A 21,740-nucleotide genomic window follows, 5' to 3' on the forward strand; every position below is an offset into this window, starting at 1 on the left:
GCATCTACATGAAGCTATTCGTTCGGTTTCATGACTTTGACCAGTGCTACAGGAAGTTGTATGAGATCAAAATCATTATCAAATATAAGGTATTTATTTTCCCAAAATGTCGCATACTTCTCTTTAAAGTCGCGCAGGCTATGGTAATGTTTAAAGTTACCCAATCGTGTTGAGGCAAATTTCATAATCTTTTCTGCGGGACTATCTGTCGCCCCCAACCCCGTCATCGGTACCATGCCCAAATTTAGATAGACGTACTTTTTGGCCTTAGCATACGCAATAAGCTCAACAATCAATGCATCCATGCTACCACCCGGTGCATCAAGAGACTTCCGAATCATATCGTAGGTGCACTCATCTTTCGCATAGTCGGGGATGATATTCAGAAAGGCTACGATAGTATTCTGCTCATTTTTCAGTACAATGATATCTTGCAAAATAAGCTCATTTTCATCAAACATCCCTTGCGAAAAAACCATTTCCTTTTTATCAAATTCTTTTAACCATTCGTTGGAAATTATCCTTAACTGATCTATAATTGCCTTTTCCTGCGGCGCTTTCAACACTTCTGTTGTAAAACCCTTTTTTTGAATTGCATTAAGTCCATTGCGTAATGACTTACGTTCTTTTCCTTCGAGCTTGAATGTTTCCAATTCTAATACAGCCTCTTGTCCAATGGTGATCTTCTGTTTACGTAGGGATGAAAAATGAACCAAACTATTTTCATCAACACGGTAATAAATGGCCTTTAAACCATTCGCATAACAGTATTGATCGAATTCCTGGACCAACTCTTCCTTATCCCCCTGTTCACAGACAGGCTCATCCAATACAATAGCAAATTCATTCGCCAAGCGATAAGCGGTAAATCCCTCCGAGACTTCTGAGAAAAACAAACTCTTATCTTTTCCCAATTTAAAGAAATCCATGGGAGACTGACCAAACTCAATCAATAATTGTTCTGCACGTTCCAATTCAGATTGGCTGGAGTCTTCATCTGCGAGGAGACGGGGACGAGCTAACGCGTAGATTAGTAGGAGCCAACAAAATAGTCCAAGTACTTGCGTAATCCGCAGGAATTCTTGTCCAAATGCCGTTTGGGGCATCAATTCATCATCAGCAAACAAGAGGAAGCTTCGTGCTGTATGATAGATAGATTGTCGCCAGGTGAAGTCGACACCGAAATGCTGTTTATCAATGAAGTAGAAGCTCAATACGTCAAACAGGCATATGGCTAGGAGAGCAACAAAAAATGTGATAAACCCGATTCGCACCCAGCGAATATTACTCTTGATCCGATATTGCTTATAGCTCACGGCCAGTAAAATCAAGGTCAATAAAGCAACCGAAGCTTCTTCATAGTCCAATGCCTTAAACACGTGCCCAAAAAGCGACAAGGCGCTAAACGCCACGGCGATCCAAAATGCAATTCGGAAACCTTTGATCAAGTACGCCGAGGTCACCAACAGCCCTAAGCCTAACACTAACACCATAAATTTGGACGCGTGAATTGCTTCCAAAGGCAAATAGAAACGATCAAGTTTCATCCGGTCGGCCAAAGGAGGCGTCAATACAGATACGAGATTTACCATGCCCAAGAAGAAGATAAGCAGCGCTGGGCCAATACGTGCCAGCAATTGTTTCCCACGCCATGCAAAAGCCAGAAGCCCCAGGACTAAAGGTAACCAAAATTCGAATGCCCGGTAGAGAATTGTAATGCCCAATCCTTCTGCCTGCGAGTAGCCGTACGCTTTAAAAATATACAGCATAGTCAACTCTACAGCCCCAAGCCCCCGTAGAAAAGGAGAAACAATCATCAATACCACCGAAACAGTATAGGCAATAGCCGCAGCCTCGAAAGAGTGGTCCAAACCAAGGGCATACATACTTACAAAAGCATGGGCAATACCGCAGCATTCAACGACCATCGATGCCAGCATGGTACCCAACAAATATTTTAGCTTGACCTCTCCTGAGAATATTTCATCGATATTAGAGGCTACAGCAGGAAATTTTAATTCAACCCAGCGATAGACGCCTTTGTGTGTTCTAAAAGACCAAACGAGCCAAAATACGACACCCAGAAGCAGCCCCAAAACCACCAATGAGATCCAGGCATTACCAAAATTTTTATTGTGCCAAATCGTATACAATATAACAGGTACTCCGATCAGAAAGACCGTCAGTAGTCCGACATAGCCATACAGCGCCCCTGCTTGATGAATTTGCGTCGTATTCAAATTTCTTTTTCGCAACTGCGTTGTTGTATATGCCAAAGAACTAATCCCACCCGCAGGCAGAAACACACTGAGTAAATTTCGCTTGAGGAAAAGATCAATAGCGATTCTCAGGTTAATAGAAAGGCCTATCGCTTTAAAACTCTGCACATACATCAATCCCTGAAGTACAATATAGACGAGAGTAATTCCTACGCCGACCAAAACCCAGGTTAGATTGGCCGCACGCAAATGTGGAATGATGGCAGCAAGCTCTTTTCGTTCATTTCTAAAAAATACAAAGGCCAACAAAATAACCAAAACAGCTATTAGTTCCTTCCAATAGGTCTTTGGTGAAAAATGTCGAATCCGTTGCGCAATAGTTTTGGCCATATAATCGTTTAATGATGAATAACCTTGAGATATAGTATAAACACGAAATAAAGCTAATCGTTTGAAAATGACTAATTGTTAATTTTTCGTCAATTCTTTTCACATTAATCAGTAATTTTCCGGCATGAAAGAGAAAAAGGTTTTGTTCATCGGACTGGTATGGCCAGAGCCAACATCTTCAGCAGCGGGCTTCCGTATGATGCAATTAATTGAGACGTTTGTTAATCGCTCTTATCAGATTACATTTGCTTCTGCTGCTGCCAAATCGCCGTATAGTGCACCTTTACAGTCTCTCGGGATCCGGGAACAGGCCATCGTGCTGAATAGCAATAGCTTTGATGAATTTATTGCTCAGCTTAAGCCCGACATTGTTGTATTTGACCGCTTTATGGTAGAGGAGCAATATGGTTGGCGTGTTGCACAGCATTGTCCAAATGCACTCCGCGTACTTGACACGGAAGATTTGCATTTTTTGCGTCAGGCGAGACAGACATCCGTCAAAAATAACGGTGATTTTTCCTTTCAAGAGTTATTTACCGATACGGCCAAACGGGAAATTGCCGCGATATTGCGCAGCGACCTCTCGCTGATCATTTCCGAATCCGAAATGAAGATTCTTATCGAAGAATTTCGCATTTCACCCGATATCCTTTATTATCTCCCTTTTCTTGAAGATGAGATCACTGCAGCAGATGTGGAGCAATGGAACACCTTCGAAGAGCGCAAGAACTTATTATTTATTGGAAATTTCATTCATGAGCCCAACTGGCATACGGTACAATACCTAAAAACACAAATCTGGCCGCAATTACGGAGGATGCTCCCCAAAGTGGAATTACACATTTATGGCGCCTATGCAACCCAAAAAGTACTTCAGTTAAACAACCCAAAAGAGAATTTCCTGATCAAGGGCCGAGCGGAATCTGCTCGTCTGACCATGGAAAGTTACCGTCTACTGGTGGCTCCAATTCAATTTGGTGCCGGTGTGAAAGGGAAGTTTATCGACGCCATGCAGACAGGTACACCATCTGTCACCACGAAAGTTGGTGCAGAAGCCATGAAGGGCAATTTGGACTGGAATGGCTTTATCGAAGACGATCCCGAAACGTTCTGCCGAAAGACAGTTGAGCTCTACGAAAATGAAGATCTTTGGAAAACGGCCCAAGAACATGGTATCCGTATTATCAACGAACGTTATGAAAAACGAAAGTATCAGTCCGATTTTATGACTAATCTATCTTTATTAAAAGTACAGATTGACAGGCATCGTCAACAAAACTTTATTAGTCAGATATTATTGCACCACACGATGCAGAGCACAAAATATATGTCCTTATGGATCGAGGAAAAAAATAAATAGATCCTTAGTTAACTTCCCGCCACCAAGGGGCGTATACGGTATCTAATTTATTCAAATGGATCATTTCCCCTATTTTTGGCGTAAGCAGTGTGATCTGTTCTTTGTTCGCCGTCTCGTAAAACTTCTCCATGGGCTCTTTCCAATCGTGCATCGCCAACGCGAATTTAGAAGAGTGAACGGGCAAAATAGCTTGGGCCTTCAGATCCTTCGTTTCAGCAGCCCATTCATCAGGTAAAGAATGGATATAATGCCAGGCATCGTTATACTGGCCATTTTCCAAGATCGCTAAATCAAATGGACCGAATTGGTCACCTATTTTTTTGAAGTGCTTACCATACCCACTATCTCCCCCCAAGAAAATGCTGTACTTAGAAGTTTTTAATACAAAAGATGTCCACAAGGTATTATTCCGTGTAAATCTACGTCCCGAAAAGTGCCTTGCGGGTGTGAAGGTTACCTGAAAATCGGGCGCCAGTTTTATCTGGTCATACCAATCACCCTCGATGATCTGATCGGCCTTGTATCCCCAAGATTCAAAATGCGCCCCTACTCCGAGACCACAGATCACCTGACCGACTTTATCCCGCAATTTCACAACGGTCTCATAGTCCAGATGATCGTAATGATCATGCGAGATAAACAAATAGTCAATTTTCGGAAAAACCATCGCCGCATAGTCGACCGACATCTTAAATGCTTTATTGCTCCCTGGGACGGGAGAAGCATTTGCACTGAATACTGGATCCACCACTATTAATTTTCCATCTAACTTCAATAGATAGGAGGAGTGACCAAACCAAATCAGAACATCATCTGCGGGAAGATGTGCTAAATCGCATTCCATAGCGGGCAATACACTGATAGGTTTTAAGTGGGGATTCTTGTTGAAAAGGAAATCCCACAACAAAGAGACCATATTCACATCGCCTTTCAACGATGGCGTTACTTCGAGGTTATGAAAAATACCATTTTTAAAATTGGGGGACTGTTTCATACGTTCAAGCCGAGCTCCCTTGAAACTTCCACCAAACATTGGATGAACAAAATAATAAAGCACGCTACTGATGAGCGCAATCAATAGCGTCGCTAATACAATCCATCCAATCGTTTTCATTAGAAGTTATTCTTCCACATCATCGACTCCACCGGACGGATGGTCTTGCCATTGTATTTTGCGTTACCTTTGGTGTTATAAAATGTCTCGATATCGCCTTCTACAGCAAAATAGATCAATTGTCCAATTGGCATTCCTGCGTAAACCCGAACAGGCTGAGCAACCGAAATTTCCAAGGTCCAGGTATTACAGAAACCGACATCGCCCTTTCCTGCAGTTGCATGGATATCTATCCCTAAGCGACCAGTACTCGATTTGCCCTCTAAAAAAGGAACATGCTTATGTGTTTCGGTATACTCTTGCGTAACACCTAAATAAAGGGTGTTGGGCTCCAAGACGAAACCTTCTTCCGGGATTTCAAAATGCTGAATTTCATTGTGCTTCTTGGCATCAAGTACACGGTCTGCATACGTTGCCAAATATTTCCCCAAATGCACATCGTAGGAATTTGTTCCTAAACATTTACGATCAAATGGTTGAATGACAATGCTGCCATTTTCAATCTCTTCGAGAATTCTTTTATCAGATAAAATCATGTGTATCAAAATAGCAAAAGCATCAGGCCACGCTATACAAATTCAAAAATACAGTTCTCCCACTAATTTTACTTCATTTTTCAAAACAAAAATCTGCGATTTGTTTTTTAAATTTGGGTATGAGTCTAGTGTATCTACGTGAAATTGATAGCCAAACCAAATTTGCAATTTGGCGAATTGAGGAATCGGACGACGATTTACTGTCAAAACTTCAATTGGATGAACGTGAAAAAGCGAAATTAGGGTCTTTCAACAAAGGGAAAAGACGGTTACATTGGCTTGCCACCCGTGTGCTGTTGCGCACCTTATTAAACACATCCCGTTATATAGATTGTCCATCTGATGCAAATGGCAAGCCTTATCTCGCCAATTTCCCCCAAAAAATTTCACTTTCACACTCATTTGATTATGCCGCAGCTATGATCAGTACAAAAGGAGAGGTGGGTATCGACATGGAAATCATCAAAACAAAAGTAGAGCGCATCCAACATAAGTTTTTAAAACCTGCGGAGCTTGCATTCATCGCACAGGATGAGAACCGATATGAGCAGCTTTATGCTTGCTGGTGTGCTAAAGAAGCGATTTATAAACTTCAGGGAAATGCAGGTGTCTCCTTCTTGAATAACATGACCATACAACCATTCGACTATCAGGTGCAGGGCATATTAAAACTCGAACTCCACAGCGATCAACATACACATCTATATGACGTGCATTACGAGAAGTTCAATGAATATATGCTCGCTTACGCTGTAGAATAGTTTCTTTAAAAAAATAATTTTTCTCAATTTCAATGAATTAGCACACAGACAGCACTTTTTTTTTGTGCTTTTTGAAAAAGCTTCTATATTTGCATCATCGAAAACGATATGGCCCGTTCGTCTAGGGGTTAGGACGCAAGATTTTCATTCTTGAAACAGGGGTTCGATTCCCCTACGGGCTACAAAAAGCGACTTCAAAAGAGTCGCTTTTTTTATTTTAGGAACAAATATTAAAAAAGCAAAAAAGTCACTCCGGAAAATGGAGTGACTTTCAGCTCTACCAGATTGCAAGCTAGACTATACTTGAAGTTGTATTATGTCTAATCTCGGATGCATTTTATAATCCTTTGACATATACTTCTGCTATAGCGGATGAAGGCGGACGATTACTTGCTGTTACCGTACATTTTAAATAACGGGCTTTTGTCGTCGGAACATTCACGGCCAACGTCGATTTGGGACTGTTTGTTCCGAAATCAATCTTCCCTATTGGAACATATGTTTTATTGTCATTACTAGTCGAAAACTCAACGACTTTTAAGTCATTATTCCATAACCTTCTTGTTAATTCAATCATCATCACATTATATTCCTTTCCAAAATCTATTATGACATAATGCGGTAATGGGGGTTCTCCTCCCATCCAGATATTATGCCAGTAGGTATCGGGGTTCCCGTCCAATATATTTTCCTTTTCACCTCCGCCAATCCATTCGGAAGAAGCCGCAATTACTTTCCAGCCACTACGGGGGATATCTGGCGGTTGAAAGGACACTGGAACCAATATTGTGGAAGCATCAGGGTTAATACCATTTTTTGAAACAGACTTAATCCGTAAAGGCAACGCATACTCCCCAAATAAATTGGTTGTTCCATCAATAAGTCCTTTTTTCAGAATAGTGTATGAAAAACTCGTTTTATTCTCCTTTTCAGCAATTTTATAAGGCGCGGGTAAAAGCTGATAGGCCGCTTTTGGTAGTAATTTCAACTTCTTATCGTCTGATACCGTTCCGTTGTAATTATCCAAAATCACGGGATCCACTTCAATTTCATAGTCAAGATTCCATTGATTGGGATAATTGGTGACCAATGTCGCTTTCCCTACGACCTGTTCAGCTCCCGTGGGGCTCAGTTTGATCTGATCAAGCTGCAGGCCCGGTGAAGTGAATTCCAAAAATGGGTCTTTAACGTTAGGAATCAACAATGTCGTTGCCATTTCAGGTTTCAGTGCATGCAACACCCCACCCTCTGCTTCAATGCGGCAAGGAAGCACATATAATTCCTTATATTTTCCTTGCAACACTTTTATGCGCTCAGTATCAAAAGCAATTGCGATATCCTGCAGATAATCCTTTTTTTCAAAGGCTAGTGTTGTATTTGCAATTTTATAGCAATCAGTGGGAAGCAGCTTATAATTTGTCCCTTGCTGCGCGTTATAGGCTGCTAGGTACGCTTCGTCAATCTTGAAGTTTATCTTTGCTTCCTGTTGTCCAATTCCAGCCTTAACAACAGTTACATTATAATCAAATTTTCCCCAGTCAAATACCGTTATTTTATTCTCTTTGAAATCTCTGAAATAAATGGTGTCGTCGACCATGTTGTTCATTCGATCATCCTTTTGACATCCATTCATCAGGAAAAGTGTCAACAGAAGAACACAATAGGATATATAATTTCTCATCATTTTCAGTATTATTTAATAAGTACTACCATCCATAGTTCTGTGTAATGTTGATCATCTCGCTCAGTTGCTTTTGCTGTATCGGGAAGAAATAATGTTTGGCCTGAAAACTTCGCTTTCCAGGAAAAACATCTTTGGTCCGTTCCCAAGAGGATTCATAAGAAGTTGCGGCAACATTACGGGTATAATAGGGCTCATTCATTTCTTCCTCTGCAATCATCCAGGTTCTCAGATCGGGGTAACGATGGCCTTCAAATGCCAATTCGACCATTCTTTCTTTTCGCAGCAATACCCGCAGGAGTTCTTTATTTCCCCGAACCTCTGGATAAGCAACTTCCAAGTCGTTCAAGCCGCTCCGCTTACGCACCAGGTTGATAAATTTTAACGCCTCCACTTCATCACGAGCAGGTTTTTCATTGCAAGCCTCCGCGTAGTTTAGATAGATCTCAGCCAGACGATAATAGGGCCATGCAAACTGCCCCCAGTTACCCGCTTCGATATCATTTGTTGGGTCACTCATTCTCCGCCACAAGTAGCCTGATTTTACGCAGTCCCCTGTTTTCGTATACGAAGATGTTCCGCCATCAAAGAATGTCACCTGTCTGGGTTGAGGTTTTGGATTGGTCCAATACATTCCATTTGCCAAAATGGATGCGTAGAAACGTGCATCCCTTCCGACACAACTGTTGTGCGCCTTAAAAGAGGCAAAATTGTCCAAGGGATGCACATAGTTATCTGTAAACCCCGTTTCTTGGTATCCTGATTTTTCATCAATTATAGGCTGTCCATTGCTACTGTAACCTGTAATCGGGTAGCGTCCTGAACTTGCCATCGGATAGGTGTCGACCAGTTTTAGCGAAGGTGCATAACCGCCCCAGCCCATCGTCACAACTCGCGGTGGAGCCGTACGGACGTTATAATTGAAGCCGTCATCAGACCATCTTCCCCAAATAATCTCCGAATTCCACTTATCAAAATAAATACCCATGTAGGATTTAATTGCACGTCGAAAAGAGTTCGTCTCTTTGTTATCTTGGTAAAGTGCATACACATTCAGATCAATCAACGCCTTGGCAGATTTGGCCGCAAGCTCCCATTTATTGGGATCTGCGGTTTGTGGAAATAAGAATTCACCGCTTTTATTCCTTATTCCTATATAAAGTTTCGCTCCGTTAAATAGCGGCCTAGCCATATACAGCAGTAATTCAGATTTTGCGGCCATCACAGCCCCTTTTGTCAATCGACCATACCAGGCTTGATCAGTTATTTCCTGTGGCAATACGGCACTTGCTTTATCAAATTCAGAAACTATGAAATCCACATTTGTCTGCAAAGACATACGATCTACTGTCGTTGGATCAATTTTACTATCGGGAGCACGATCGCCCCATACAAATACAGGTCCATATCTTTTTAAAAGCAGATAATAAAAATAGGCTCTTAAAAAACGGGCTTCGGCTTTCATAATATCTTTAGTAGCAGCACTCAATTCCACATTTCTATCAATATTTTCAATGAAAATGGTTGCCTGATTAATCCCTTTATAGTTCTGTTCCCAAGTTGTATAATCCTGGGTTGTCACGCCCCATGCCCCATTCGCAAAGTTAAGCCATGGAACCCAGGCTACCCATGAAAATAAGGCTTCATCACTCAGCGGAACATTTCCGCCTTCACCATTGAACATATCATGTTCTATAGGCAAATAGCCATACACCTGAGCCAGATACTGTTCCGTGGTTTTCCGTTTATTAAAAACCTCTTCTAAAGTCATTTGATTTTCTAGATCCACGTCGAGATATTTGCTACATGCCCCGAGGGAAAATACCAGTAATAGGCAGGAAATCGAGTATATATACTTTTTCATCATTATCTTTCAGATTAAAGTGTTACACTTAAACCAACATTAAATACACGCATTTGAGGATAGCTGCTTCCTGAAACTGTTTCCAATTCAGGATCCCACAACTTGAACTTACTGAATGTGAACACATTTACGCCTTGTGCATAAATACGCACGATTGACATTTTCCATTTTTCCGTGAGCTGCTTTGGCAACGTATAGCCCAATTCTAAATTCTTCAAACGGATAAAGCTCATATCGCGTTGCCATAAAGTGGAAGCCTGAGAGTTATTGGCAATATTAAATGAGAGCCGTGGATAAGTTGCATTTGGATTAGGGTTGTCTGCACTCCAGCGGTGATCAGCGACATCCGAATAGATCTGTCCATAGCCCCAGATGTTGCCAGTTTGACCATATAGAGGTCCTCCCGCTATAATCCGGGATATTTGTCCAACGCCATGGAAAAAAGCCGATAGATCAAATCCTTTCCAAGATACACTGGCGCCAAATCCATAATTCCATTGCGGCATATCTGTATCACCTATCGCTACTTTATCTTCTTCTGTAATTTCGCCGTCTCCATTGATGTCCCGATATTTTACATCACCGGGACGTATCACATCGCCATAGCGTTGAATCGGGCTATGCGCGATTTCCTCTTCTGACTCAAACAGCCCCAAAGCAATTAATCCGCGCTGTTGTCCCCAGCGTTGTCCTATTTCAGACTGATATGCCCATCTTGGAATCGGCTTGTCATCAAATAATTTTTTATTTCGATTGTAAGTTAGATTACCCCGGACCTGTATGCCGACTTCTCCCTGGCGATGATTAAACTCCAAGGATCCTTCGGCCCCTTTATTTTGCATCTGTCCAATATTAACATAGGGTTTTACATTAATTCCCACGATGGAAGGCACACTTTCCTGAAGAATGTAAATTCCATCACGTTTCTCCGCAAAATAATCGGCCTGTATGGTCAATTTGTTGAAAAGGCTTAACTCAAGCCCGATATTACGCTTTAATGCACTTTCCCAGGCAACCAGTGGATTCCCTGGATAACCGGTTGCTATACCCTGAAGATAATTTTTGCCACCAATGCCGAAAGAATAGCCACCATCGAGCTTCATTTCTGAATTGTAAGCAAATCGACGTGAACCACCGATTTTATCGCTACCAATCCGACCAATTGATCCCCGAATTTTCAGAAAGTTAACGACAGGCAATAGCGACTTAAAGAACGCTTCATTACTAATAACATAGCCCATAGCCAGGGAAGGAAAGAAACCAAAACGTTTCTTTGGCGCAAAGTTCTCAGATCCATTGTAGCCAAAGTTACCTTCGATAAAATAGCGGTCCTGGTAGGAATAGGTCAAACGTGAAGCAATCCCCGTATTACGATAGGGGAATGCTGCGATATAATCCCGTTCTGGAAAGTTATTTGTCCGCTCGCGCATGGAGAATAAAAATAGTCCTCCGACGCGATGCTTGTTTCCAAACAACTGGTCATACATCAGGGAACTTTCAAAATTAGTCGCACGCTCTCCCGAATGATAGTCGGCTAAAGCAAGATAATCGCTGCCATTACCGTTATCTTTTAAAATAAGATTCCCTTCGCTGTCCCGCGGTTTTGTTTTGTCAACATAATAGGTGGTTGGTGCCTTTCTTTTGTCTAATGTCGAAGAGTTCTTTGCATCCCAGGAAAATTTAACATTCGCTTTTAAACCGGGAGTTATCAACTCCGAAAAATCTTGAGTGATACCAATCAACGACTGCGCATTATTCCAGAAATCCTTCGAGAATCCAGTAGTATTGAGCGAATAATAGGGATTTTGTCCTCCTTGTGGCTGTGCATAGGCGCCATTTGAAAACTGGGTAGGTGTTGCCACTGGTGTGGTGTGGAGCACAATATCATACATATCACCCAAATTTACACCTAATCGGTTTTTTGTTTCGTATTGATTGGAGAGGTTTAGGTTTACTTCAGTCGATCGAGACAGTCTAATATCAACATTCGATCTAAAATTAATCCGGTCGAAATTCACAGATGGATCATAATTCGATGTTTTTCGAGGCTGAAAGATCCCATTCTCTTTCATATAAGAACCCGAAACGTAATATTTAATAAAATCTCCTCCTCCAGTCACATTTACATTCAAACGTTCATTTGATGTTCTCTTTTTAAAGATCTCTTGCATCCAATCCACATTTGGATAGACATCTGGATCTACTTTATTCACATATTTATTTATCTCTTCTTGTGTCAATGGGGCTTTTCCAGAAGCTTCAAAATTGATATCGTTATAATAATCTAACCATTGAGCAGCATTTGCCAATTTCGGTAGGACAACAGGTTCCAACATACCGCGCTCAACACGTGCATTGATACTCGGTTTAACACTTTTCTTTCCCCTTTTTGTTGTAATGATCACAATACCATTTGCTCCCCTTACGCCATACACGGCTGTGGCAGTTGCATCTTTCAAGACAGAGAATGACTCGACATCCTCGGGGTCTACGAGGTCCATGGGACGTTCGATCCCGTCCACCAATACCAGTGGACCGGTCCCCCCCGCAAAACTGCTCACCCCACGTATCCAAAATGACGTTGCAGAGCCGGGCTCTCCCGAACCTTGAACCGTAACAACACCTGCCATCTGTCCCGCCAATGCGCTGCTGATCTTAGCAACGGGAGTTTTTAATTGTTGCGGGGAAACGCTACTAATTGCACCCACTACGCTAATTTTACGTTGCTTTCCATAAGCAACAACTACAGCTTCCTCCAGATCGCTTACCGCAGGCTCCAAAGTGATCTTCAGCTGATTTGACGCACTAATATTCCGCTCAAACGACTGAAATCCTACGAGCGAAAACTGCAGCACCTTATGCTGATCTTCAATTTCCAAGGCAAATTGCCCCTGCGCATCGGTCTTCGTTCCAATAGTTGTCCCCTTAACCGAAACCGTGACACTTTCCAATGGCGCTCCCTTCGTATCAGACACAACTCCTGTTATTCTACGCCGCTGCAAGAACACCGCGGTGCTGGAAGCAACTTGCGGAGAACCCACTTTGGCCATAATCAATACCGTGTTCAGATTCAATTCGTAAGTCAGGTTTCTTTCCGACAGAAACTCTTGTAGGACCTCTTTAAAGTTTTTGTGATTTGCTTTAATAGTCACTCTTTTCTGTTTATTAATCAAACTGTTATTGTACAAAAACTCGTACCCCGTTTGTTTTTGAATCTCATCCAGGACGTCCACCAAACGTCCATTTTTTATATCCAATGTCACTTGTTGACCAAAGCTAGATGCATGAACATGCACCATGGAGATGATGAGGATTAGTATGCATACTTTCATCCTGATAAATGCTTTTACAAAGAATTTTTGTGTAAAAAAGCAACTTTTGCTATTCCTTTTATACATTTGTATAGGTTTGGTGTTAAATGGTTTATAACTCAATTAGGTTTATTTAATTGCTAAACTACGATCGGGAGTGTTGCGAGCACTTCCGATTACTTTTAGCTCAAAGTCTCATTGTTACATAACAAGGACCCTCCCATCCTGAATTTTAAATTTATAATTGGATATTTTTTCCAGCTGCCGGAGTAAATCCGAGAGCTTTTTGGTCCGCTTTATCATCCCCGTAAATTTATCGGTGGACGATGAATTCACCTTCACTTCTTTGATATCATACCATTCGCCCACTTTTTGCAAGACAGTCTCAATATTATCTTCTGTAAAGCGGAAGAAGCCATCCCGCCAAGCGAGAACCTCTTTTAGGTCGGCTTCCTGTACGGAAATTTGTTTCGTATGCAGATTGGTTTGTGCTTGCATTCCAGGGCTTAAAATCTGCTGATTATGCCCCGCACTTACAGCAACCTTACCTTTGATTAAAGTGGTCAGGATTTTAGTTTTGCTGAGATCAGAGGCAATATTGAATTGTGTTCCCAACACTTTGACCTGGGTTTGTTTCGTCTGAACAATAAATGGTTTTCTACTGTCATGAGTGACATCAAAATAAGCTTCACCATCCAAGAATACCGTTCGGGTATGTTCATCAAAATGTGTTGGATAGGTCAAGCTCGCGCCCGAGTTTAGTTGAACCTGTGTGCCATCAACCAACTTCACGGTCAATGCGCTACCTTTTGGACTCAGGAAAGTTCTCATCTCAGATTTGCCCTCGACATTATTTTTAACTTGATATACTACTGTACCATCTGTTGCTTTAATGATGCTCAGACCGTTTTTATCCAAGGTTTCAGGATGATCTTCTGAAATTGAATATTGGTCACCATTGGAAAGTTTAAGTATAGGCGCACCGTTTTCTGGCAAGGCGATTTCCCTTGGTGAGACGGCTTGTTGAGAAGTTCCTTCCTTCGCGCTTTGTTGGACCAGAAACAGATTTGAAAAACAAAAGACAACAATTGCGGCAGCAATCCCCCCCCATTTGATGTAGCGCAGCTTTGATTTTCTTTCATCTCCTATCTCTTTATGATGTCCGCCTATTCGACTTGAGATCTGATTTAAAACCTGATCCCTGTTAAATAGCTCCGAGCGTTCAGGAACTCTTTCGCCCATACGTTCAAAAAGATCGGAGAACTCAGCTTCTTCCAGCTGATCTAATTGATCGAGCATCTCTTTCAATTCCGAACGAGAGATTGTATTCCTAAAATAATGGGTTAGCAAATAGCGTAGTCTTTCTTCTTGCATGGTCAAATTGGTTCGTACTTTCTAAGTATTTATTTCAGTACACCGCAAAAACAGAAAAGGACTACAGGAAGAGATATTTTTTTTATTTTTTTTTAGATCCTTATGAAATTGTTATAGGTATAAAATTTCCAATGGAACTTCAGTCCAACTGTTTAGCATATCGATAAGCAGTTAGGAGGATTCCATCAATCCATGAAATCCTTTTCAAAAAAAATAGAAAAATAAGGATAATAGCCGATTTCGTCCAGAACGGACTTGTTTTAAATGTTTCGATGCTCTCGCAAGATGGTTTTTTACTGTGTTCTTAGAAAGATTGAGTTCCGCTGCGATTTGATTGTGGGGTATTCCTTCAATTCGGCTTAATGTAAAAACAAGTTTTTGTTGTTCAGGAAGTTGAGCAAGGTAATTTTCTATTTCATCGGCAAGTTCCTTTCGTTCTATTAAACCATCGGCCCTATCCGAATGATGTTCAATATGGTAATATAGAAGCTCAAAGGCCGAATGAGAACGTTTGATGCTTCTTAGTTTATTGAGACACTCTCTTTTAGTCAATACATAGAGGAACGGCCAGAGATCCACATCCTGTTTTATAGTTTCTCTATTGGTCCACAGTTTCACGAAAACTTCCTGCACAACATCCTCGCTCCAACCTGTATCTTTCAGCAAGTGAAAAGATACATCGAAAATGCGGTCTGCATATCGTTCGTAAAGTTTTGGTAAAACAGCCTGCTTCCCTATAGAGAGCGCCTGGATCAAATTGGCTTCATCATTTTCTTTTCTCATAACTAAAGCTCCCAATCTTCAATTTATTGGTCATTGTGCTTTTCAGGTAACAATTAGATTACAAGGCCAAGTTAACAATTATTTCTACATATTAATCAAGCATATTAAATTTTTCCAAAGCGATCTTATCGTTAATAGATCGCTTTAGGTTCGGATTTTTCCTGTGCTTCTTTGTAGCGTAATACCTGCGATAGTATAGCTGGATTTTCGATCACTTTAGGCCTAAACTTTGTACTGTTCATATACGTTAAGATAGAGCCCAACAGCTGTCTTGCCACGGGTCTGTTGGCTAGATCTGTCTCCAGATCAAACGAAGCAATCATCAGTTTGCCCGCCCCGACTGTCCCTTCAAAAAGAGATGCTAATCTCCTATTATTGGTAAAGTTGTCAATGAGCTCTACAATTGCATTTCCGCCTTTGATCTCATCCGTAATTAGCGTAGTCGATTTAATTTGGAGATCCCACCATTGCCAGTCTGTGTGATTATCTGTTGGGAAATCGGCAAATACAGGGTGTTTAGGGTCACAAAGCAATCCCATGGTACCGGCCTGTTTTGGAAAATGTACGGGGCTCCAAAAAACAGGAACGAACTTCCCTTCAATACCGTTTATTTTCTTCCAATCGGGATTTAAAAGCACCTTTTTCCCATCTTTCAGCAAGCGCATCGCTTCCGCCAGATCGCGCGTATAACTCACGTCCCCAAAATCAACAGCGAGCTGTTGAGGGTATACCCAAATATTCCAATGATTTTCATAGGATGTACCTTCCAGTTTAAGTTGAATCGTCAATTTCTTCGCCTGTCCAATTGCTTGTAATGGCACTTCTAAATGCCCCACATGGCCTTGATGTCCCTTTCCAATGGTCGACTGAAAATGTCCTTGTGCGATTATTTTTCCTCCATCTTTCAGAAACCAGCTAATCCCCTGATTCTTCAAAACCTCCTGGCCGTAATTACTCACATCGATAGAAGCTTCGAACGTTTCATTGTTGGTATATACAGCTTTCGCAAACTGGAGCAAAGGCACGACAGGAGCGCTAAATTGTCGAAATTCTGCCGCAGGAAGTATATCTTTACTGTCCCAAAAAGCATCTAATAAGCCTACCAGCGCCGTTCCCTGACCAGGGAAATCGTGAAGATCAAGGAGCTGATACCCGCTGATACCAGGTGTCTTCAACGCTCTTTCCATCTCCTCCTTATATAGAATAGCAGCCAATTTTCCTGAAGACATCGTATATGCTTTGGCCTTATGTAATAATCCCTTTTGTTTCAGATCTTCTGCTACAGAAATGAAGTTTAGCGGTTTTAAAACACCTTTATATTTTTTGATTTCGGCGAGATTTGGATAGACAGCATATTGTCCAATTTCATGCGTCACGACCGGAATCGAAATTCCTTCCAAAGAATTGCTGTAATTTTTATTGAATGTGGGTGCTTCGCTATTAAATACACCTTGTCCCCGTACCCAGCCCTTAGCTGTCCACTGGGTAATCAGATAATCATCATAAGGTTCTTCCTTCACACCATGCCCTTGCTGGAATGTAAAAGAAGTTGCCGTATAAAGATGCCGTCTGTCTTTCTGCTTTAGGTGTTTTACCAAAGTATTCAGCGCATTGAAATCACCACTCAACTCATTACCCATACTCCAAAAACAAAAGGACGGATGATTTCCGTAAGTCTGCATTATTCGATCGGCCTCTTCATAGAGAAAACTCATCACTCCTTCATCTTTACCAATATTATTCTCCCAGATTGGCAACTCAATTTGAAGATAGAATCCCAATTCGTCGGCAACAGCAAAGGCCGCCTCCGGAGGACACCATGAATGAAACCGGAGATGATTTAGCCCCCATTCGCGCGCTGTCAGAAAGACTTTCCGCCAACCGGCCTTATCCATTGGCGGACGTCCCGTTAACGGGAAAATACTGCATTCCAATGTTCCTCTCAAAAATAAAGGCTCACCATTGACTTTTAGGATTGTCCCATCAGTAGAAAGCTCACGCATACCTATTGAGGTACGAAACGTTGATACGGCATCTGCAGCTTTCAATTCCAGACCGATGTCATACAAATGCGGCGAAAATTCGCTCCAAAGTTTCAGTTTGTCCCCAAGAAGGTAGCTTAGGTTGATCGTTGAATCCCCCGGCGAGAGCTGAATAGTTTTTTCAACCGGTGGTAGGGAACCCCTATTGTCTTTTACCGCTATTTTCAGTTTACTGACAATGCCTTTTGCTAGTTTATTACGGAGATTGATCTGCAGATTGATTTCCTTCTTCGCTAGATTAGGGCTAGCGTACACCGACTTCAGACGCACCGCATCATAGGCTTGAATAGCAATCTTTCCAAGAATACCATTCCAAATAATTTGGGTGTGATCGGTATAAGCATGCGCCATATCATCAACGCTGATTGGAAGCTTCTTTCTATTATCTACGCGGATTGTCAACCGATGTTTCTTCCCAGTTTTCAGAAGTGAGCTTAGGTCAAACTCATGCGGACTGACAAGGCTACGTTGCTTTTGTACCACTGCTACCCCGTCGATCCAAACCATGGACTCCCAAAGAACACGCTCGAGGGTTAAGATCATCTCCTTACCAGCCCAACCTGCCGGAATTGAAAGTTCCCGCGTATACCATGCTGCCCCCACATAACGATGTTCTCGCGTTAAATGCGAAAGCTGAGGTTTGGCAAGAGCAGGTGTCAACGTATTTAAGGTTCCTAAACCCGCATCATCTGTTGTTCCTGGTAATTTGATCGATGTTTCGAACGATTTACCAGCCCAGCCCTGATCGATACCGACATCTTCGGGATCAAGCCGAACTTTCCACTCACCTGCAAGGTCAAGCCGATTTAGTCCATCTGCCGAGACCATGTAACTTTGAAATAGAATGACGAATACTATGATATAGCGATACATACGAAATTAATTCTTTAAAGAAGTTTCACCTAAGAAAGAATGCATGATAGCCTGGCTCCCCTGGTGATTGGGATCCAACTGCCGAACTTGTGCAAAATAATCCATTGCCAGAGCACGATCCCCATTCCCCAAATACCCCAATCCCATGACATACAGACAATGTATTTTATTCTTATCATCCAGATTTTCCTCGCAAATATCCATATCAGGTAAGGAAACTGCAAAATAATCTATTTTAAAGGGCTTGTCAATAAATAACTTTCCATGATCTATTAAACATTGAAAGCGTTGCTCAGCTCGCCCTGGATCACCAAGCTCATGCCAGGCTAAACCTTGATAGAATATCTTATCTGGTTGTGGATCATTATAGAAAAGGGCTTGCTGGGGTTCATCAGCACCTTCTGTTGCTTTATAGAAATAAACCTTAGCTTCTTCTTCCCGACCCAATAAACGATAGACAAGCCCTTTATAATAGTGAATGTCGTTTTGCTCCATGGTAATCAGCTTACCTTCACCAAGATTATGTGGATAATAATCAATTGCCTCTAGCAAGGAAAGCGCCTGCTGCGGTTCATTTTGCAATATCGATTTTTTGGCCAATTCCAGCTGACATATCGTGTATTGACGAGAGACCTTACCTTCTCCTCCTTCCCAGGGCTTAAACTGCCGGGAAGCAAGCAATGTTTTCGCGCGCTCGTATTCGCCCAACAGATTAAACAGGGTGATCCGCTCCAAGAATAGATCATCTCTAAGCGTCACCAAATCCGGATATCGATCGAGTAACGCCAACCTCTCTTTGTAAGGACGGCCCTCCTTTTTGTAAAGCTGATGAAGCTCCATGAGTAAACGTGCATCAGTTTCATCCAATGAAAATGCCTGCTCCAATAAAGTCACGGCTTCCTTCTTCTTACCTATCCGATTATAATAAGCTAAAGCCAAATTGCGAAAAACGGTAGGAAACTCTCCATCCAATTGGATCGCATGCTCCCAACAGTCTGCCGCATCCTGATGCTGTCTTTTTCCATACCAAAGATTGCCCAAATAATACGAGGCTTTTGCGTCAGCACTATTTAAACCGATGGCATGTCGGAGAATTGCAATCTCTTCCAAACGATTTGGAAAACAATAGGTAGGATCCATAGTCATGGCCTGATCACAGTAACTCTTTGCCCTGTCGCGCAAGCCTAACTGGGTCGCAAAATAACCTAGTGTATAATATACCATAGGGTATACTAAGCTTACGTCTTCAATGGTTTTTTCCAGCAGTAACGATGCTTCTTCATACAGACCGGCATGCGCAAAATCCAATGCGTACTCAATCACACTATGAATATTAACCCGCGCTAAATCGAGAATAGGAGAAAAAATGGATTCTTCTTTATTTAACAGGTACCATTCGAATCGACAGCCCATATTAAAGGGATCCAATTCCATTGATTCCTGAATAAATGCTAAAGCGGCATCTTTTGCCCCAAGTTTTCTTAAAATAGAGGCCTTCAGCTGTCGTCCTTTGTGGTGATACCAGTTTCGGCTCAATGAGTGATCTATTTTTTCCAAAGCAGCTTTCCAATCGCCTCTCTTTGCATCAATTTGTGCCAAACCAAAATAGCCAGAGTCCTTCCAGGCTGCATTCCATGTTGCTTTGTAGAAAGCTGCATAAGCTCCATTCAAATCCCCAGATAGTTGCAGAGCTACACCTAGGTTGTAATAAGGTTCTCCATCATAAGGATTGGGATTACGCTCCGTAGCGCGTGCGATAGCGGTCTCAAAATAAGGAATAGACTCCTTTATCTTACCGCTTCGCAACAAGAAAACACCCATTGCATTATTACATCGGATATCGTTCGGTTCACGTCGCAGCGCTTCCTTATAATAATCCAATGGATTATAAGTTGCATGTCGGTACTGTTCCAAATGCTGTCCCGTCAAAAACAATTCTTCGATAGAACGAATATCTTCGGGTAGCAATGCTGCCTGTGCTGGTTTGGGTATGTCTTTAGCATCCTTTGCCTCCTCTTGCTGGTAGACCAATATTTCATGGTTATTTTTATCGTACACAGTCAATAGGAGTTCGGTTGGATCACTGTCCAATCCAGCAACACTTTGGGTATAAATATTCCGAGGAGAACAGTCCGTTTGTTCGTCCAAATAGATTTTACCTGCCGTATTGCGTAACAAAATACGTATACCTTCATACGTCCCCGTTGTATATAAGACAATGTGAGCGGTCTGCTCCCTAACCTCCATATTGAGCACCACATCTTTTGTTGCATTTTTCACCTGTCCGACTTCTGCGTAAGGCATAAAATACTGAGACCAGGATTTCACTTCATAGGGTTGTAACCAAGCAAAATCAGGCTGATTATCGGTATATACACCGGCCATCAATTCTATGTACGGTCCATTTTCATCGGTCAAATTTCTATCCCAGGCGACACCAAAATCACCATTTCCCCAGGTCCACTGTTTTTTCCCGGGTGAAATGTGATGATCGGCCACATGCAACATCCCCGCATTGGTCTCACCGGCCTCATAGCCGCCAACGAAATTGTATTTCGATTGAATGGCCATATAGGATGTCGGAACAGGAATATTCTTGTATTGTGCTATATCAACACCAGCTGAGTAATCGTACTTGTAGTAGGTCCCCGTAGCAATCGGAAAAGAGGAAACCTCTCGCTTTCCATGATCAAAAACGGCATTGACATCGGGAGGGAAGACGGAAAAATAGTCATCATTCACAACAACAGCCGGATTGGCCCACCACAGAAAGGTTTGTGGCAATGCTGTCCGATTATATACCTGAACCTTAATTTCTAGATATGCTTTATCGGGATGCAAAGTAAATCCCTGCATGGCCTTCATCCGAAACATATGTTCGATTTCGTTGCACCAAACCGTAATGCTTCCATCGCTATTGTGTTCGATTAAATGCTCTGTTGGCATGAAAGTAGTCGGTCGATGATGCTGGGGCCAATTGAATTCAATCCCCCCCGAAATCCAAGGGCCAGTAAGCCCTACCAAAGCCGGCTTGATCACTTCATTATAATAAACAAAATGCCGTTCTCTGACTTTATCATAAGCCATATGAACCCGCCCACCTAAGGCTGGAAGAATCATTACCTTAATATATTCATTTTCAAGAAATAGCGCCTGATAGATCTTGTTTCGCTTCTGATCGCTAATTTTCTCTATGATTGGATAGGGATATACTACCCCTGAGCTACCTTGATATACGCGTTTTTCTGCAAATATGGGATTCTTCTCCATCGTTCCAATCTCGTATGTTGGAATAGCAACTTGCTCCTCCCATGCTTTTACGATCCCTTTTTGATCCACTGTTGATTTTATGAGGTAACGAGTCAATTCTGTCATTTTCTTAATACGCTAATAGGTTTATATAGGTCGAGTTGATTCAGTTGATTATCCGGG

General features: G+C 41.9%; 12 protein-coding genes and 1 tRNA gene. 3 read left to right on the top strand and 10 right to left on the bottom strand.

Going from position 1 to position 21,740, the window contains the following annotated elements; genetic code table 11:
* Positions 1–14 precede the first annotated feature (14 nt).
* On the bottom strand, positions 15–2,609 hold the full coding sequence (locus B3E92_RS18165; RefSeq protein ID WP_286897822.1) for a phosphatidylglycerol lysyltransferase domain-containing protein: 2,595 nt from the start codon (positions 2,607–2,609) through the stop codon (positions 15–17).
* Positions 2,610–2,733: 124 nt separating this feature from the next.
* Between B3E92_RS18165 and B3E92_RS18170 the strand changes: the two genes are divergently transcribed.
* Positions 2,734–3,969, top strand: a complete 1,236-nt coding sequence (locus tag B3E92_RS18170; protein ID WP_286897823.1) for a glycosyltransferase family 4 protein — start codon at positions 2,734–2,736, stop codon at positions 3,967–3,969.
* A 4-nt stretch (positions 3,970–3,973) separates the two neighbouring features.
* Here the strand turns inward: B3E92_RS18170 and B3E92_RS18175 are convergent, their stop codons facing one another.
* A complete protein-coding gene (locus tag B3E92_RS18175) occupies positions 3,974–5,083 on the bottom strand; it encodes an MBL fold metallo-hydrolase (RefSeq protein ID WP_286897824.1) in 1,110 nt (369 codons plus the stop codon).
* The gene (gene dcd, locus B3E92_RS18180; RefSeq protein ID WP_046673098.1) at positions 5,083–5,619 is read right to left on the bottom strand and encodes a dCTP deaminase; all 537 of its coding nucleotides are present in this window, start codon (positions 5,617–5,619) and stop codon (positions 5,083–5,085) included. Before dcd ends, B3E92_RS18175 begins: the two co-directional genes overlap by 1 nt.
* Positions 5,620–5,738: 119 nt before the next feature.
* Between dcd and B3E92_RS18185 the strand changes: the two genes are divergently transcribed.
* Together B3E92_RS18185 and B3E92_RS18190 are read left to right on the top strand one after the other, a co-directional pair.
* Positions 5,739–6,380: a 4'-phosphopantetheinyl transferase family protein gene (locus B3E92_RS18185; protein WP_286897825.1), complete on the top strand. Its 642-nt coding sequence runs from the start codon at positions 5,739–5,741 to the stop codon at positions 6,378–6,380.
* A gap of 110 nt (positions 6,381–6,490) precedes the next feature.
* Positions 6,491–6,562 (top strand) — tRNA-Glu (locus B3E92_RS18190).
* A 155-nt stretch (positions 6,563–6,717) separates the two neighbouring features.
* Here the strand turns inward: B3E92_RS18190 and B3E92_RS18195 are convergent.
* The 7 genes from B3E92_RS18195 to B3E92_RS18225 form a co-directional block, all read right to left on the bottom strand.
* Positions 6,718–8,064, bottom strand: a complete 1,347-nt coding sequence (locus B3E92_RS18195) for a BT_3987 domain-containing protein (protein WP_286897826.1) — start codon at positions 8,062–8,064, stop codon at positions 6,718–6,720.
* 22 nt (positions 8,065–8,086) lie between these two features.
* On the bottom strand, positions 8,087–9,928 hold the full coding sequence (locus B3E92_RS18200; protein ID WP_286834681.1) for a RagB/SusD family nutrient uptake outer membrane protein: 1,842 nt from the start codon (positions 9,926–9,928) through the stop codon (positions 8,087–8,089).
* Between the two features lie 11 nt (positions 9,929–9,939).
* Positions 9,940–13,257: a TonB-dependent receptor gene (locus B3E92_RS18205; protein ID WP_286752812.1), complete on the bottom strand. Its 3,318-nt coding sequence runs from the start codon at positions 13,255–13,257 to the stop codon at positions 9,940–9,942.
* A gap of 180 nt (positions 13,258–13,437) precedes the next feature.
* A complete protein-coding gene (locus B3E92_RS18210) occupies positions 13,438–14,610 on the bottom strand; it encodes a FecR family protein (protein WP_286897827.1) in 1,173 nt (390 codons plus the stop codon).
* A gap of 204 nt (positions 14,611–14,814) precedes the next feature.
* Positions 14,815–15,393, bottom strand: coding sequence for an RNA polymerase sigma factor (locus tag B3E92_RS18215; protein WP_112375096.1), 579 nt, complete (start codon positions 15,391–15,393; stop codon positions 14,815–14,817).
* 131 nt (positions 15,394–15,524) lie between these two features.
* Positions 15,525–18,308 carry a sugar-binding domain-containing protein gene (locus tag B3E92_RS18220; RefSeq protein ID WP_286897828.1) on the bottom strand — a complete coding sequence of 928 codons (2,784 nt, stop codon included), beginning with the start codon at positions 18,306–18,308 and terminating at the stop codon, positions 15,525–15,527.
* A gap of 6 nt (positions 18,309–18,314) precedes the next feature.
* Complete coding sequence (locus B3E92_RS18225; protein WP_286897829.1) at positions 18,315–21,683, bottom strand: DUF5107 domain-containing protein; 3,369 nt, start codon at positions 21,681–21,683, stop codon at positions 18,315–18,317.
* Positions 21,684–21,740 lie beyond the last annotated feature (57 nt).

Origin of the sequence: Sphingobacterium sp. UBA6317 (assembly GCF_002440385.1) — a bacterium.
Classification (GTDB): Bacteria; Bacteroidota; Bacteroidia; order Sphingobacteriales; family Sphingobacteriaceae; genus Sphingobacterium; species Sphingobacterium multivorum.

Coding starts and splice junctions, on each gene's coding strand:
- B3E92_RS18165 (WP_286897822.1), bottom strand. CDS start 2,609: ATGGCCAAAACTATTGCGCAACGGATTCGACATTTTTCACCAAAGACC.
- B3E92_RS18170 (WP_286897823.1), top strand. CDS start 2,734: ATGAAAGAGAAAAAGGTTTTGTTCATCGGACTGGTATGGCCAGAGCCA.
- B3E92_RS18175 (WP_286897824.1), bottom strand. CDS start 5,083: ATGAAAACGATTGGATGGATTGTATTAGCGACGCTATTGATTGCGCTC.
- dcd (WP_046673098.1), bottom strand. CDS start 5,619: ATGATTTTATCTGATAAAAGAATTCTCGAAGAGATTGAAAATGGCAGC.
- B3E92_RS18185 (WP_286897825.1), top strand. CDS start 5,739: ATGAGTCTAGTGTATCTACGTGAAATTGATAGCCAAACCAAATTTGCA.
- B3E92_RS18195 (WP_286897826.1), bottom strand. CDS start 8,064: ATGATGAGAAATTATATATCCTATTGTGTTCTTCTGTTGACACTTTTC.
- B3E92_RS18200 (WP_286834681.1), bottom strand. CDS start 9,928: ATGATGAAAAAGTATATATACTCGATTTCCTGCCTATTACTGGTATTT.
- B3E92_RS18205 (WP_286752812.1), bottom strand. CDS start 13,257: ATGAAAGTATGCATACTAATCCTCATCATCTCCATGGTGCATGTTCAT.
- B3E92_RS18210 (WP_286897827.1), bottom strand. CDS start 14,610: ATGCAAGAAGAAAGACTACGCTATTTGCTAACCCATTATTTTAGGAAT.
- B3E92_RS18215 (WP_112375096.1), bottom strand. CDS start 15,393: ATGAGAAAAGAAAATGATGAAGCCAATTTGATCCAGGCGCTCTCTATA.
- B3E92_RS18220 (WP_286897828.1), bottom strand. CDS start 18,308: ATGTATCGCTATATCATAGTATTCGTCATTCTATTTCAAAGTTACATG.
- B3E92_RS18225 (WP_286897829.1), bottom strand. CDS start 21,683: ATGACAGAATTGACTCGTTACCTCATAAAATCAACAGTGGATCAAAAA.